At 51.8% G+C, this 15,511-nt stretch carries 11 protein-coding genes; 2 read left to right on the forward strand and 9 right to left on the reverse strand.

Going from position 1 to position 15,511, the window contains the following annotated elements:
• Positions 1-9: 9 nt before the first annotated feature.
• The 6 genes from DFR60_RS22690 to DFR60_RS22715 all read right to left on the reverse strand — a co-directional run bounded on the left by DFR60_RS22690 (position 10) and on the right by DFR60_RS22715 (position 7,536).
• Positions 10-843, reverse strand: a complete 834-nt coding sequence (locus DFR60_RS22690) for a carbohydrate ABC transporter permease (RefSeq protein ID WP_110324929.1) — start codon at positions 841-843, stop codon at positions 10-12.
• Positions 840-1,736: a carbohydrate ABC transporter permease gene (locus DFR60_RS22695; RefSeq protein WP_110324930.1), complete on the reverse strand. Its 897-nt coding sequence runs from the start codon at positions 1,734-1,736 to the stop codon at positions 840-842. The genes DFR60_RS22690 and DFR60_RS22695 overlap by 4 nt, the downstream gene beginning before the upstream one ends.
• 91 nt (positions 1,737-1,827) lie before the next feature.
• Positions 1,828-3,216 carry an ABC transporter substrate-binding protein gene (locus tag DFR60_RS22700; RefSeq protein WP_110324931.1) on the reverse strand — a complete coding sequence of 463 codons (1,389 nt, stop codon included), beginning with the start codon at positions 3,214-3,216 and terminating at the stop codon, positions 1,828-1,830.
• A 99-nt stretch (positions 3,217-3,315) separates the two neighbouring features.
• The gene (locus DFR60_RS22705) at positions 3,316-4,872 is read right to left on the reverse strand and encodes a response regulator transcription factor (RefSeq protein ID WP_110324932.1); all 1,557 of its coding nucleotides are present in this window, start codon (positions 4,870-4,872) and stop codon (positions 3,316-3,318) included.
• A 24-nt stretch (positions 4,873-4,896) separates the two neighbouring features.
• The gene (locus DFR60_RS22710) at positions 4,897-6,702 is read right to left on the reverse strand and encodes a sensor histidine kinase (protein WP_110324933.1); all 1,806 of its coding nucleotides are present in this window, start codon (positions 6,700-6,702) and stop codon (positions 4,897-4,899) included.
• Between the two features lie 69 nt (positions 6,703-6,771).
• Positions 6,772-7,536 (reverse strand): GntR family transcriptional regulator, encoded by a 765-nt coding sequence (locus tag DFR60_RS22715; protein WP_110324934.1) that lies wholly within the window; start codon positions 7,534-7,536, stop codon positions 6,772-6,774.
• 354 nt (positions 7,537-7,890) lie between these two features.
• Between DFR60_RS22715 and DFR60_RS22720 the strand changes: the two genes are divergently transcribed.
• Both DFR60_RS22720 and DFR60_RS22725 read left to right on the forward strand, forming a co-directional pair.
• Positions 7,891-9,204 carry an NCS2 family permease gene (locus DFR60_RS22720; protein ID WP_110324935.1) on the forward strand — a complete coding sequence of 438 codons (1,314 nt, stop codon included), beginning with the start codon at positions 7,891-7,893 and terminating at the stop codon, positions 9,202-9,204.
• Between the two features lie 11 nt (positions 9,205-9,215).
• Positions 9,216-10,673, forward strand: coding sequence for an amidohydrolase family protein (locus DFR60_RS22725; protein ID WP_110324936.1), 1,458 nt, complete (start codon positions 9,216-9,218; stop codon positions 10,671-10,673).
• Positions 10,674-10,743: 70 nt separating this feature from the next.
• On the opposite strand, the gene DFR60_RS22730 is transcribed toward DFR60_RS22725, so the two are convergent.
• The 3 genes from DFR60_RS22730 to DFR60_RS22740 are packed head-to-tail and all read right to left on the reverse strand — an operon-like array spanning position 10,744 to position 15,501.
• On the reverse strand, positions 10,744-12,456 hold the full coding sequence (locus DFR60_RS22730; RefSeq protein ID WP_110324937.1) for a DUF2264 domain-containing protein: 1,713 nt from the start codon (positions 12,454-12,456) through the stop codon (positions 10,744-10,746).
• Between the two features lie 17 nt (positions 12,457-12,473).
• Positions 12,474-13,655, reverse strand: a complete 1,182-nt coding sequence (locus tag DFR60_RS22735; RefSeq protein ID WP_110324938.1) for a glycoside hydrolase family 88 protein — start codon at positions 13,653-13,655, stop codon at positions 12,474-12,476.
• On the reverse strand, positions 13,624-15,501 hold the full coding sequence (locus DFR60_RS22740) for a glycoside hydrolase family 2 protein (protein ID WP_110324939.1): 1,878 nt from the start codon (positions 15,499-15,501) through the stop codon (positions 13,624-13,626). The genes DFR60_RS22735 and DFR60_RS22740 overlap by 32 nt, the downstream gene beginning before the upstream one ends.
• Positions 15,502-15,511 lie beyond the last annotated feature (10 nt).

Raw genomic sequence — 15,511 nt, forward strand, 5'->3', positions numbered from 1 at the left:
TGCACTTTCTTACTCTTTGACAGCACCGGCAGCAATTCCCGCCAGAATGTATTTCTGGAAGAACAGATAGATCACAATCGTCGGCAGCATAATGATGATGATTCCTGCCGCCAGATTCTGCCAGGATCCCTGCTGTGCGTTGGCGTAATTCATCAGAAACGTGGTCAGCGTCCGCAGCTTGTTCTTCGGCATATAAAGGTATGGAATGTACATATCGTTAATGATAGTGATCGCCTTGATGATCACGACCGTGGCTGTGGCCGGAGCCAGCAGCGGGAAGATAATTCTCGTAAACAGGCCGAAATACGAACAGCCATCCAGCAGTGCGCTCTCATCCAGGGATACGGGAAGCGTGGAGATAAACTGGCGGTAAATATAAAGCTGCATTAAGTCTGAGGCTACATAGATAACGATCGGCGCTCCCAGCGTGTTATACAGCCCCAGCCCGTTGATAATTTTAAAACGGGCGATCTCCGTGACGAAGCTTGGAATCAGCATCCCCAGGAAAAACAGGCTCATGATCAGATTTTTGAACCGGAATTGAAACCGTTCAAGAATAAACGCCGTAATCGTGCCGAACAATACGTTGAAAAAAATACTGAAAACGAGTATGATTCCCGTATTTTTAAAGCCGATCAACAGGTATTTGTCCCCCAGAACCTTCTGGAAATTATCCATGGTCACACGGCTGAACGGAGGCAGTAACAAGGGAGATGTATTGACCATGTCCGCCTTCGTCTTAAACGCGGCAAACAGGGTTAAAAGGATCGGCGCCAGCACGATGGATACCATGCAGAGGCAGATCACCTGTTTTACAATTTGCTGCAGTGTACGCTGTTTCATCCTTTCTTCCCTCCTTTTAATACGATTCCGTGGATAATCTTATTCTGAACCACATAAATGACGACGATCATGAGCATGATAGCCACCGCCATGGTGGAGGCCAGGCCGAAGTTGCTGTATTTAAACGCCGTATCGATGGTATAGAGTGTGAAGGTCGAGGAAGCGTATCCAGGACCGCCGCTGGTCATGACGTAAGGAATATCAAATACCTGAAGCGCGCCGCGGATATTGTCAAACAGGACGAAATCCACCATCAGCATGATGGCAGGGATCTGGATGTATTTAAACATCTGCCATGCGCTCGCCCCGTCAACTCTGGCCGCCTCCTGCACATCCTGAGGAAGGGACTGGAGCGCCGCCATGAACAGGATTACGTGATAGCCGGAGAAACGCCATAAGGACACGCCCGCCAGGACGAAGTTCACGATCTTCGGATCGGAGAGCCAGTTCCTGATCAGCGGTTCTAAGTGAAACAGGGTGAGGATCTCATCAAAGGCTCCGTTGATCGGTGAAAAGAAGTAGGAAAATGCGTAGGAAATCGCCACGCCGTTGATGATATAAGGCATGAAGACCATGGTCTTATAAAATTTTGAGGCGCGGAGCTTTGAGGTCAGCAGGACGGCAAACATCAGCTCAACGGGGATAAAGAGCAGATGGCCGAAGAAATAGACCGCGTTGTTTCTCAGGGACTGCCAGAGATCCTTGTTTTTCAGCATATCAAAATAGTTGCCGATGCCGATGTAATCGTATGTTTTCGAATAGCCGTCCCAGTTGGTGAAGCTCATTCGGATCAGATCGAAGGCCGGAACCACCACGAAGCCGATAAGCAGGGCCATGGGGATTACCAGGGAACTGATGATAAATATCTTTTTCTGTCTTTCCAGTGAATTCATAACTACCTCCCGGATTGTATTGATTTTACGGAATTTTGGGTATAAAAAGGATGGGGCGTCTGTACGGAACCCCATCCCCTGTTACAGAGTCTTATTTAATTCCAAGTTTTGTTCTTGCTTCCGCCCATTTTGTATTTAAAGTATCGAGTTCCGTCTTTAAATCAAAACCTTCCGTAAACATCTGAGCTCCCAGTTTCTTGTAATCGAAGGCGATCTCATTCTGAACTGCCTGGAAATCATCTCCGCCGCCGTCGTACATAACCAGTTCCATATCTGGCTGCAGCGCGTCTGCTTCTGCCAGGATCGGATCTTTTTCCTTCGGGAAATTCGTCATGGAGGAGGCGCTGGTTACATAGTTAATATATCCCGGATACCAGTCTTCACTGTAAAACCACTCCACAAATGCCTTTGCCAGTTCCGGATTCTTGCTGTGAGTCGTCACGCCCATGAAGGAGTCGCCCTGTACGATCACGCGGAACGGATCATCGGTGGTATTTCTGACCGGAAGATAGAAGGTTCCCAGTTCGGAGTAGTCGTCCGTACCGGTCTGAATGTTCTGTAAGCCCCAGTCTCCGAGAGCCAGGATCGCCGCTTTTTTCTGTGCGAACAGCGCTGTTACCTGATCGTTGCCCATGCCGAGAGGATCTTTTCCAAACACGTTCATATTGAAAAGTTCATTGACCTTCGTATAGGCCTTGTTGATATCCGTGCCTTCTGCAAACGGCGCGTCGGTTTTCGCCATGTCGTTCCAGTTCTGACCGTTGCCCCCCTCTAATGCAGGCATAAATTCCATATAAGGATAATCCGGCCATTCGTCCTTCGCACCGAGGGCGATTGCCATGAAATCCGGGTTGTCTTTTCCATAGTAATCCTGAAGTGTCTGGGCCGTCTGCTCGAATTCACTCCATGTAGTCGGCACCGTCACTCCGGCCTCTTTAAACATATCTTTCCAGTAAAATACATATTCATAGCCTGCCGTCAGCGGAACGCCCAGGATCTTGCCGTCCATGGCGTAGCCTGCTGCCAGTTCGTTATTCTTTGATGCTTCCAGATCCGATAAATCAACCAGATAATCTTTGAATCTCGATAAGGTAAACGGCTTGTTGAACATGACGTCCGGAAGCTGGTTGGCAGAAGTACGCATCTTCATGGCGTTCCAGTACTCAGAATCATCCTTGATCTTCTCCACTTCGATTTCCGCATCCGGATACTTCTCCTGGAACTTGCCTACCATGTCGTTCTGATCAATATAGTCCATCAGGTTGTTGTCCCAGATGGCAAATACCAGGTTTCCCTTTAAATCTGCCTTAGCCGCCTCTGTCTCAGGAGCCGCCGTTGTATCCGCCTGTCCGCCTGCTGCCGTTGTCGTGTCGGCTGCCGATGCCTTTTCTGTCTCTTTCGAGGATGCAGTGGAGCAGCCTGTCGCTGATCCCACCACCATAGCCGCGCAAAGTCCTAATGCCGCAATCTGTTTCTTCATGTTTCTTACCTCCCTAGTTTGTTGATGGTTAAAGTTTACCATTTTCTTCCACGCATCTCCATGAACTAAGGTTTGAAAACTTGATATATCGTTAGGTCTTTATTTTCGGTAAGCTCCCGGACTGACCTGGCAGATCTTTTTAAATACCCTTGTAAAATGTTCCACACTGTTGTACCCCACGCTCTGGCTGATCTCATAAATTTTCAAATCGGTCTGCTCCATCAGTTCCCTCGCCTTCCGGATCCTCACTTCCGTTAAGTAGTTGCTGAAGGTCATCCCTTCCTCCTTCGTAAATCTTGAGCTGAAGTATTTCTCATTTAACCCCACATACCCCGCCACGCTTCCCAGTGTCAGCTCCGGATTGGCGTAATTATCCATAATAAAATGCTTTGCACGGCTCATCATATCCGCCTGGCGGCGGTCGTTCTGGTGAGCCGCGTAATCCATCACCCACCGGAAATAATTGTTGAGCCACAGCTCCAGACTCCCCATCTCCTCAAGGCGTCCGATCTTCTCGTAATAGTTCACCTTTTCAGCAAACAACGCGCCGATATCGTCATGGCTCTCGTTCAGAATCCAGGCCAGATTACAGATGAGGTAGAGAAGCTCCTGCTTTGCCGAGGAGAGCCCACTCCGGTAAAACGCCGCAATAAGCTTCTGCTTCTCCTCCGAAACCGCCATCTCATCCGCGGTCAACAGCCCCACCGTCAGACGTTTATACCGTACGAAGGCGTCCTTTGCCGCCAGATAATCCACGCTTCCCTTCTCCCACGGGCTGCACACAGCCGCCTTTCCCTTCAGCCAGTGAAGGGAGAGCCATCCGCCTGCTTCCTCGAACCTGGCGTGGAAATCTCCCGCCCCGTTTCCCTTACTGCTGATACCTGCGGAAACAGGAAGGTTTAAGAAATTATTCCAGACGCTGCACAGCTGTCTGCAGGTGGAGACCGCGTTGGCCTGGTACTGGCCGCCATCCAGGATCCGGTAGAGCATCACATAGCGGGAGGGCGAGATCGTCCCCAGCACGCACCGGGAGACAACCCGTGGAATCTGAGCTGCGAACTCCAGCAGGGGCTTTATGAGTTTTCCTTCAAAGTCACCGGCAAATCTTCCGGCGTGCTTCTGAAATTCATCGATCTCAAACTGCACGACCAGGTAGTCTCCGTCAAAGAATGCCTCATCCAGCCCGCATTTTCCCATGGCCATGGCGGTCAGGCGCTCAGAATCGGATATCTTTTCCCGGCCTTCTTCCGCGGCAGACGCTCTTCCGGCCTCATCTTCATTTGCCCATTCCTTGCTCAGCCCTTCCAGCATGTTTCTCAGCAGTTCCCCGTTTAAGTCTGCCTTGAGCAGATAATCGCAGGCGCCGAGCCGAAAAGCATCCCGAACCAGTTTAAAATCATCGTAACCGCTGAGTACCAGGACCTTCGGCATAACGGCAAAATGGCTGACCGCCTCCAAAAGCCCGATCCCGTCGAGAACCGGCATCTTCATGTCACTGATAATTAAATCCACCGTGTGATCCTTTAAATATGCCAGCGCCGCCTCGCCATGGATGGCATCAGCCACTATCTGAAAGCCCATCTCCTCCCAGTTAATGAGAGAACGAAGGGTAATTCGAATGATAGTGTCATCGTCTACAATTAATACCTTCCTCATCTATACTCCTCCCAACTGCGAAGCCTACTTATCTAATTCCGCCGCCTCTTTCCTCTCCGCCGCCTCTTCCTTCTTTCCCGCCGGTATCCGCAGAACCGTCTCCGTATACTCCCCTTCTTTACTCCGGATCTGAAGTGCGCATTCCCCTCCATAGTTCAGGACAAGGCGCGTGTTGACATTGGTCACTCCGATACTCACATAATCTTCATTTCCTGCGGTTTCGTTGGATAGGAGCCGGCGGATCTCCTCTTCCGTCATCCCCCTTCCGTTATCATGGACCGTTATGTACAGATATCCGTCTTCAAGACGGGCCTTCACCGTAATCATCCCCAGCTCCTCCTCCACCCCGGAGAAACCGTGAACAATGGAATTTTCAACAATCGGCTGAAGAATCAGTCTCGGAACCATGCATTGTCCGCAGTCTTCCCCGATCTCATATTCGATCTCGAAACCGTCAGAGTACCGGATCTTCATGAGGTAAATAAAGCTGTCCAGCACCTCAAGTTCCTCATTTAAAGGGTAAAAACCCACATTGCTCCGGAACGAGCAGGACAAAATCTTGATTAATGCCTCCGCCATCCTGGCAATCGCCTCATATCTGGACACCTGAGCGATAAAACGGATGGAATTTAAAGAATTCACCAGAAAATGGGGGTTGATCTGCGACTGCAGAGCCCGGATCTCAGCCTCGTGCTTCTGCTGCTGCTCCTCTTTATTCTCCTGAATCAGCTGCTTCAGCCGCCTTGTCATGCGGTTGAAGGAATGGATCATGACACGCAGCTCAGCCTGTCCCACCGGAATCACATGGACATCCAGCCTGCCCTCTTCCACCAGCTTCATCCCTTCCACCGTGTTATGGATAGGATCGATGATATTCTTTAAAAAGTAACTGGAAAATATATAGAACAATCCAAATAAGACGACAGTAACCGCTACAATCACAGCGGCGATCCGGTTGAAATCCCGGGTCAGCAGCTCGGAATCGACCACGCTGACGGCAAGGAGCCCCGTTACCGGTTCCTCAGAAATGACGTAAACGTAGTTCTTTCCGTTCAGCTTATGGTGCAGTTCCTTCTCTCCCCCTGAGATAATCTCCGGGATAAAGAAGCGCATGCCTTCGTTCACATCGAATACCGGGGTACCATCGGAATTTAAAAGCATGGTGATCCCCATCAGCTTCTCTTTGTTGTATTCCTTAATCAGGTTTCCCGCCTGGGATGAGGCAAACAGGGCAGCCATCTCCACCACATTATCGCGGTCCACGTCGATCCCCGGTGATAGTCCGGCCACAATGGTCAGCGTATGAGCCTTTCTTGAAGTCGTCACGTTTCTGTCGTAAAAGCCGACCTTCACCATGTTTTTATCGTTCAGAGCCTGCTGATACCAGGGCGCCGCCTTAATCTCCTCGTCCGGCAGAATAATATCATCTTTCATATAAGTAGATTCTCCATCTTTCATATAAAAGATGGCAGACAGAATATCCTGCACCGGAACCATTGCAAAGTTAAAGGATTCCGACAGCATAAGAGTTGCACTGTACCGCTTCGCAAAGTCCTGTGTATCGGTCATTGCCGCAATTTTCATGATTTCATTGTCATTGACATAGACGAAATGGGACAGCCGCAGAGAGACATCCTTTACCTCGCCGCCCAGCGTGGCAATGATGTTATCCTGGGCGCGCTTAATGTTGCGGGTCGCGGAATCGACCATCATCGTGCGGATGACAGCGATAGAAATGATGATGATAAGCAGAATGGGGATGACAATAAGGGCGAGAAACGTGTGATAATAAGAAGCCTTTAAATTCTTCTTTTTATTCAGCCACATCATGTCCCGCCCTCCGGTTCTGCCATTTTTTGTAAATAGTATTTCATATTATACAATACTGAAATCATAAAATCAATAAAAGGGTTCGTATTTATAGGCCTTCTTCCGTATCATGTTATACTCGATTACCTCCGTGTCAACGTAGGTATGAGAATAGACAAACGGCGTATCTGTCTTATCGTAATTAATGCCCTTCAGAAGAAGAAACGGGTGACACTCATCCCCGCTTAAGCCGGCCGGCCCGTTGATCTCCGGAAACTGCCAGTTGGTCACAGTCTGGATTCTCATGGTATCCCACATCGCCTTCCTTCCCTTGTACCGGTAAAGATAATCGAATATGGACAGCTCCGGGTTAAAGAAGCTCTGCATCTGCTCCCTGGTAAGCTGCTCCTTCGGGAAATGATCGATACAGTACATGGAAAACCTGTCTCCCGCAAAAAATGTCTTCTTTACGGCAACTATGGTCTCCCCCAATGACACGCCAAGCGATGAGACGGCTTCTTCCCCGGCCGCCTCCGTGATGACGCCTTCCACCCGCACACCGGGCGTCCTTCCGCCCTTGCGTATGATGTTCTCATACAACTCGGGAACGGCCAGGTTAAAGGCGATCCTTCTTGCCATGGGATTAACATACGTTCCGCTCCCATGCCTGGAAAATATACGCCCTTCCATCTCCAGCTCCTTAAGCACCGACCGGATGGTGACCCGGCTCACCCCAAACATGGTGCTTAACTTTTCTTCAGAAGGAAGCCTGTTTCCCTTTTCCAGGTCCATAGACTGGATGTACTCCATCAACTTCTTTTTTACCTGCTGCTTTAAACTGCTCTCCTGCCCCACTGTGCGCCTCCACTCTTCTCCTGCCGCCGTTCGTGGTATAGTATACCATAAACTGAAAATTCAGGAAAGACTTCCTAACATGTTTCACCATTTCCGCCTCTATTTTTATGCATTCCGAAAAGTGGTAATACCATTTTTTCCGAAGTGGTAATACCACTTTTCTCTTTCTACAGTTTTTGCCTCCTTCCCCTTCTATTTTTTGTTATATTGTACAGAAAATAATGTTATTCTCTTTATTTCATTGACTTTTTCATGTATTCGATCTATCCTGAAACTAAATCAACAGAATTTTCGCGAATTTTCTGATTTTTTTACGTTACATCACTCTTTTACAGCATCAGAAAGGATAAAATCATGAATCAACTAAACGAAGCTTTAGATTCCTTTTTTCATTTAAAAGAACGTGGAACCACCGTCCGGACGGAACTGGTAGCCGGAGCGACCTCCTTCATGACACTCGCTTTCTTAATTGCAGTCCATCCCTCCATCATGGCCAGCTGCGGAATGGACAAAGGGGCCATGGCCACGGTCACTATCGTCAGCGCCATGATATTCACCCTGATCTGCGGCTTATACTGCAACATCCCCTTTGTCCTCGCCACAGCCATGGGCAGCAACGCGCTGATCGCCTACTCCATCGTCGGAGCCGGCATCGCCACCTGGCAGGTCGCGCTGGGAATGAATTTTATCTCCGGTGTCATCTTCGTCATCATCAGCGTATGCAACATCCGTGAAATGGTGGTAAAGGTCATACCGAAGGGACTTAAGATCACCATGGGCGCGGCGGTCGGTATGTTTATCACGGCGACCGGTATGTCCAATGTCAAGCTGATCCGCATCAATGATTCCGGCTTTTTAAAGCTGGGAGATTTACACAGCCCGGAAATCATTCTGGCCGGAATCACCCTGCTGCTTATCCTGGCCTTCACCTCCAGAAAGATGAAATCCGGTCTCCTGCTGGCCATGGTCATCGGAACCGTAATCGGCATCCCCATGGGGCTTACCACCGTTCCCAGCCATTTGATCAGTATGCCGCCCTCCATGGCTCCGGTTGCATTTAAGCTGGATATCCTGGGAGCCTTAAAACTCGTCTATGTGCCGTTTATTCTCGCCTTCTTCATGGGAGACTTTTTCTCCACTGTCGGCAATCTGTTCGGCATCGGCTCCAAGGCCAACTTACTGGATGAGGAGGGCAACTTCCCGGATATCAAGAAGCCCTTTATCGTTGACGCCGTAGGCACCTGCGTCGGTACTGTCATGGGAACCAACACGGTCACCATATACGCCCAGTCCGCCGCCGGAGTGGAAGCCGGAGGAAGAACCGGACTGACCGCCGTGGGCTGTGCCATCTGTCTGGGACTTGCCCTGTTCTTTACCCCGGTCGCCCTGATGGTTCCAAACAGCGTATCCTCGGCCGCTCTGATCACCATCGGCTTAGGCATGCTCACCTGCATGGAGAAGCTGGACTACTCTGATTTCACGGAGTATATGCCTGCCTTCGCCTCCGTGATGGGAACCGCCTATACCTACAATATTGCCACGGGACTGACCCTGGGCATCATTACCTGCGTCATTACCAAACTCGCTGCCGGTAAAGCAAAGGAGCTGCATCCTGCCATCTATATCATCGCGGTTCCCCTGCTCTACTATCTCGTAGCGCTCGCATAAGGAGGTGTTTCATGGGAGTCACTCTGTTTAAGAACTGCAAATTTCTATTTGCCGGAGCCGATCCGAAGTCTGTCTCCACCAGCCATTCCGTTGCTGTGGAAGATGACAGGATTCTGTTTCTGGGGACTGAAAAAGAGTATTACGAACAGCATCCGGAGAAAAGCTTGTCCACCGTCATCGACTGTACGGATAAGCTTGTTATGCCGGGGCTGGTGGATGGCCACAATCATCTGTGCAACACGCTCATGAATATTTCCAGGGCGTTTCCCTTCGATTACAGCCACATCTCGGACCACATGCTCACCACCATACACGATCCCTATGGATGGCTGACGCCGGAAAGCCTGTACGACATCACCATGACTTCGGCCATCAACGCATTAAAACACGGAACTACGACCGTGGAGAACAGCACCATCCTGCCGGACACTGCCTATGAGGCCATGGATACCAGCGGCATACGCGGCATTCTGGCTCCTCAGATGGCTTCCTCCTTCCGCCTGGATTCAGATCCCCTGAACTGGAAGCAGGCGCTGGAAAAGACAAAATCCTGTATTGAACATTACCACAATCCAAAGCGCCGCATGTCGGTGGCCGTACATATTCATGACCTGTGGGACTGTATGGAAAAGCTGATGGACGGCGCGCTGGAGCTGGCGGAGCAGTATGACACCCGGTTCGTCACCCATTTCTGGGAATTTCAGAACGCCGCGGAACGGGCTGACGAGATGTGGAGAGACGACGGCGGCGCCTTCTCCCACTACATGAAAAAGGGACTGATCACCTCCCGCAGCGTGCTCTTCCACGGCTCCATGCTCCGAGAACCGGAGATCGAGGCCATCGCCGGGACCGGCGCTTCCATCATACATAATCCCGATATCAACGGCACCAACTGTGGAAACTGCGCCTACGTTCCCTACATGCTGAAAAAGGGGATCAATGTCGGACTCGGAAGCGATTACGGCTCCCTCGACGCTATGTCGGCCATGAAGCTGATGCTCATCGTGCACAACATCATGCCGCGGGCTGAACGGGTTCTCCCCTATCAGGCCCCATTTTATGCAGCCACTATGGGAAGCGCCCGCGCATACGGCCTCGATCAGGAGATCGGTTCCATCGAGCCGGGCAAGAAGGCGGATATCATTACCATTGATTTAAAGAAAGCGCCTCATCTGCTTCCCCTTTGCACCAGCCTCCTGGAGGCCAGTCCTGAACTTCTCTATTTCCTCTTTACCCGGAACTGCGCCGGGACGACCACCAGCGAAACCATGGTGGATGGGAAGTTCCTTCGCCGGGACGGGGAATTTCTCGACCTGGATGAGGAAAAATTCGTCAAAAAGACCTTTGACTGGGCAGAACGGTGCATGACCGATCTAATGGAAAAGCACCGATTTGGAGAACATTATGCCCGAATCATCCATCCGGATTTCATGAAGGATGGGGATATCACCTGGGACGTGCTGAATTAATTTCTGACTTACCCACAAAAAACATGGCCGCAGCATCAGCGGATTCCTATCGCTGATGCTGCGGCCGCTATTATTCTTCTTTCACAAAAGTTTCCACCCTCGTCTCCATCCGCACCTTTTCTCCCTTGCGGATCTTATAGGCAACCGCAGGGATAGACGCATTGGCATAAAGCACATTCGTATTGGGATCGGCTCCGATCACGATGCCGACCGCTTCCGGCCCTTCGCCGGATACAGTACAGCCCTGTTTCTTCCAGACCACGGCGGCCGTCTTTCCTTCTGCCGACTCTCCATACCCTTCTGTAAACTTCTCCACGGCAAAACCACAGTCATAGGCCATGCAGTTGTAGTCACTCTCCACCTCATGGATCCGCATATGGCCATACTCCGTCGGCACCACGACCGAAGTCACCCGGATTCCCGGAAATGGCTGCCAGTCGCTGACTACCCGGTCCGCAAAGATGTGGTACGATTCGCTTACCTTCCTGACAAACACGTAATCATCGCCGTCAATCACGAAGGCCAGAGCAGAATCCGGCGCATTCTCATGGAGCACGATCTGGCTGCGCGCCACGGAAAACCCGAATTTCGTGGAATACGCGAACTTGGAGTATTTCTCCGGCACATGGCCGTGGCCGTATTTCTCACAGACTCCGGCCGGGTAGGCGATCACATCTCTTCCGCGCCGGTGTACGATCATATTAGCCTGAAGCATCATTTTCACCTCTGGCAGAGCCGGAAGCGGCGCGGCCTGTGCGCTCCAGAACGGGTGGTCATCCGGAAGCGCCAGACACAGGAGCGTCTTCATCCCCCAGTACGGCGATCCCGGCGCATTGTAGCGCTCTGCCATGATTAAATTCGGATACGCGTAGCCGATGGTCAGCACGCCGTCCCGGTCAAAGATCTTCTGTTCGCACCACCAGTTCAAATGGCGGGCAAGAATTCCCTTAACCACGGCCACAGGAATGTCATCGAGGCCAGCAAATACGTAGGCCGCCCAGAACGCAGCCTCGCCAAACCGGTAGGATAAGCTCCTTCCATAGGGAAGCGCCGCCCCATCCGCATCGAACCAGCAGATGAAATCCCCGGCGAAGATTCTGGCCCGTTCCCGGAAGCGGGCGCACCGTTCCGGGTCCTCATCCGCCATGGCCACGGAATACAAAAGCCCGTAGTAATGCATGGCAAATGAGATATAGTAATCCTTCTGCCCCGACGCGCCGTCCCGGTACCAGCCGTCTTCCAGATAGTAGCTTTCGATCTTATCCAGGCCGGACTTCAGATTATCTGCGTCGTAGCGGCAGCCGTTTTTCTTAAGAGCCACATTGACCAGAATCATAAAAAACTGCCAGTTGCAGTCCGGTATGATGTGCTCGTTGATCGCGTAAAGCCAGTCCGCCAGATGCTTCTGCCCTTTTGCCCCGAGGGGCTCCCAGACCTTATCCGGCGTAAAGATCATCCCGCTTGCAATGGCCGCCATCTCCACGAACCTCTGGTCATAATCCGTAAAACCGCCCCAGTATTCCGGATGCGCCGGGTCTGTTCCGTTCCTAAGCCCCTTCTGATAGATTTCCTCAAAGGCGCCGTTTACTCCACCGCCCTTCCAGAAGGGAACCAGGGCCCACAGCGGCCGGGAAAATGCCTCCATCTCGATGCTGACCTCCGGATAGGTCACTCCGCTGTCTCCCAGATGCAGACGGGCGCCGCCCTCGCTGTATAATGGTTTTAAAGGATTCAGGACGTAGAACATCCAATCCCTGAAATCCTGTTTCGTCTCTAATCTCATGTTCTTTTTTTCCTCCTCTACCAGTATGGGTTCCAGTCTTTCGAGAGTCTCGTCAGCGCTTCCATATAGAAGTAATCGCCCCAGATGTTGCACTCGTCAACGCCCTCCGGCGTACACGTGTTATACGGAGATTTCTTGGAGTAGGTGCTGTGAAGAACCAGGCCGTTCGATTCCGCCCCGCTCTTTACCGCGTAATTTTCCACCACGGACTTCATGATTTTCTTTGCAATGGAGGTGTAGTATTTTGCATCCTCTCCATTTAAATATTTCGCCATTTCCAGCATTCCGCAGGCGGCGATGGAGGCAGAGGAGGAATCCCGCGGCTCCCCGGAACCGTCTCCAAATTCCAGATCCCAGTACGGTACGAGATCTTCCGGCAGGTGGTCCAGGAAATATCCTGTCACATGGTTAAAATCGCCGATATACTCTTCCCGCTTCGTATACCGGTAAGCCATCGCCGTGCCGTAGACGCCCCACGCCTGGCCTCTGGCCCATGCGGAGCCATCCCGGTATCCCTGGCAGGTCGCCCCGTGATCCGGTTCTCCCGTCTCCATATTCATGAAAAAGGTGTGCCACGTGGAGTAATCCTCCCGAATGACATTGGCGATCGCCGTATGGATATGCTTCTCCGCGATATCCCGGTATTCTGCATCCCCGGTCTCCTCCGACGCCCAATAGAGCAGGGGCAGATTCAGCAGACAGTCGATAATAAACCGGTAGTTCTCCGGCTGATCCATCGGCCCCCACGCCTGGATAAATTCCCCAATCGGATGGTATCTGGTGATCAGCTGATCCGCCGCCATGACAGCCGCCCGCCTTCCCTGCCCGCTTCCGGTCAGCTTGTATCCGGCGACGCAGGAAGGGCTGTAGAGAAAGCCCATGTCGTGATGGTCCACGTCCGCCTTCGTCTCGATTCTCTTATAAAAGCTGTCGATCTGAATCTCTCCGGCTTCCTTAAACGCCTCGTCCCGGCTCCATTCATAGGCCAGCCATATCTGGCCGGTCCAGAAGCCCGTCGTCCAGTTGACATTAGGTGTCGGCCGGTAGAAGCCCTCCTCGCTGTACGCCTTCTTGAAGGAATGCGTAAATTCCTTTAAATTCTCCTTCACCTGTCCGGCGGCAAAATCCATAGCCTGACGGCACGCCTCCCCGGACAGCTCATTCTTTTCATTCAGATGTCTGATCGTATCCGCATTCATGTTTTAAAACCTCCTCGTAGTAGTTCTGCATCAGATAAAACGCCGGTTTCTTCCGGCTCCTGTCCTCTGTGATCAGTCCCTTGATGTTATATCCCTTCTGGTACTTTCCCAGCCGCTTCGGCGTACGGAAATCAAACAGGATCCAGGGCGTTGTCCCCTGAATATACGGAATCCTCCGGAACACGGCGATCTGGTTTTCATAGATCTCCTCCTGTTCCCTCACTGATCCTCTGACACGTCCGGCGCTGCTGCCGTTCTTCTCTTTTGCTCCGGTTCCGGCTTCAGCTTCCTCTGCCGCAAACGACCCATCCGCGCCAAATTCACTGATGATCACCGGCTTTTCCGGCGCCGACTGTTCCAGTATGGTGCTCAGTTTAGTGTAGTCCGGATCGTACCAGCCGTAATATTCATTGAGGCCAATCACATCCAGATGCGCCTCCAGCCGGTCTGCAATCCGCAGATTCACGGTATCCACCAGACAGGCCGCGGAGATCAGCCTGGACGGATCGGAACGCCTGGCATACTCCGCTAAGTCCGCCATGAAGCGGTACCGCTCATCCGTATCCGGATTCTCATTTCCAACGGACCAGATGACGACGCTTGCCCTGTTTGCATCCCGTTTCATCATCTCACTCAGCTGGCTTTTCGCCTGTCTAAAGGTATCCGGATTCCCAAAGTCGATCCACCAGTACACGGGAATCTCCTCCCAGAGAAGGAGGCCTTCCTCGTCGGCCAGCCGCGCCGCCCATTCCGTATGGGGATAATGGGCCAGGCGGACGAAATTGCAGTTCATCTCCCTGGCCAGGCGGAAAGCTTCCCGTATCTCCTCCTTCGTTACCGCCTTTCCATGGTCTCTGGAGTCCTCATGGAGGCAGACGCCGCGCAGGAACAGAGGCCTGCCATTCAAGCATATGGAACGGCCCGCCGTCTCAATGGTACGGAAACCGACACGGTCCGAGATCCGGTCAAAAGCCCGGTTCTCCCCGTCATATAAAGTCAGCCGGGCGGTATAGAGCCTGGGATTTTCAGGGCTCCACAGCTCCAGCTCCGGAACCTTCAGTTTCAGGCGGCCCGTTCCGTCGGGGCCAAAATCCATGATTTCACAGACTCCGATCTCCGGTATTTCAAAAAATGCGTTATAATCAGGCGAAATACTGCCGGCGGTCACCGCTTCCACTGTAATTTCCCGCTCTCTTCTTCCGCTCAGTCTCACCTTCATATCCTGAATAAAGACTTCCGGAAGACGTACGAGAGTTACGCTCCTGTAGATTCCTCCATACGGAAACCAGTCCGTGTTAAGCGAAGGCACATCCGCCTGATGCCTGGTCCCATCCGCCACAACGATCAGCCGGTTATCCGCTCCCTCCTTCAGATTCTCTGTCGCCTCCACGCAGAAAGGCGTGGAACCGCCTCTGTGAACGCCGAGAAAACAGCCGTTTAGGAACACCCTCGCCTCACCGGCCACCGCTCCAAACCGGATAAACACCCGCTCATTTCCCCGGCTTCCATAAGAAAACCGGCGGCTGTAAACCGCCGGTCCCTCATAGTAGAAATACTCCGGTTTTGCGAGATTAAAGACACCGGGAACCGGTACGGTCTCCCAATCGTCGAAAGCATAGTCAAGAGGTACCGCGCGCCCTTCCTCATTCGTCTCCTCCTCCAGAAACCATTTGGCCCGGAGGCAGTTATCGTATAGGTCCACGGAGAAATTCCAGAGCCCATCCAGACTCTCTTCCTCTCTCCCTCCCTGCATAATCAGGCTTTCCGCCCCGATTAAGGGAGCGGAATAAGCGTTTTTGTATGCCTCGTTGTGAATATTGTCCACGAAATTTTTAATCTCTTCCATCGAAACCAGT

Source organism: Hungatella effluvii (genome assembly GCF_003201875.1).
In the GTDB taxonomy this organism is placed as follows: domain Bacteria; phylum Bacillota; class Clostridia; order Lachnospirales; family Lachnospiraceae; genus Hungatella; species Hungatella effluvii.

Bases quoted from the DNA above. Each gene is read 5' to 3' on its own strand.
- DFR60_RS22690 (WP_110324929.1), bottom strand. From the start codon at position 843: ATGAAACAGCGTACACTGCAGCAAATTGTAAAACAGGTGATCTGCCTC.
- DFR60_RS22695 (WP_110324930.1), bottom strand. From the start codon at position 1,736: ATGAATTCACTGGAAAGACAGAAAAAGATATTTATCATCAGTTCCCTG.
- DFR60_RS22700 (WP_110324931.1), bottom strand. From the start codon at position 3,216: ATGAAGAAACAGATTGCGGCATTAGGACTTTGCGCGGCTATGGTGGTG.
- DFR60_RS22705 (WP_110324932.1), bottom strand. From the start codon at position 4,872: ATGAGGAAGGTATTAATTGTAGACGATGACACTATCATTCGAATTACC.
- DFR60_RS22710 (WP_110324933.1), bottom strand. From the start codon at position 6,702: ATGATGTGGCTGAATAAAAAGAAGAATTTAAAGGCTTCTTATTATCAC.
- DFR60_RS22720 (WP_110324935.1), top strand. From the start codon at position 7,891: ATGAATCAACTAAACGAAGCTTTAGATTCCTTTTTTCATTTAAAAGAA.
- DFR60_RS22725 (WP_110324936.1), top strand. From the start codon at position 9,216: ATGGGAGTCACTCTGTTTAAGAACTGCAAATTTCTATTTGCCGGAGCC.
- DFR60_RS22730 (WP_110324937.1), bottom strand. From the start codon at position 12,456: ATGAGATTAGAGACGAAACAGGATTTCAGGGATTGGATGTTCTACGTC.
- DFR60_RS22735 (WP_110324938.1), bottom strand. From the start codon at position 13,655: ATGAATGCGGATACGATCAGACATCTGAATGAAAAGAATGAGCTGTCC.
- DFR60_RS22740 (WP_110324939.1), bottom strand. From the start codon at position 15,501: ATGGAAGAGATTAAAAATTTCGTGGACAATATTCACAACGAGGCATAC.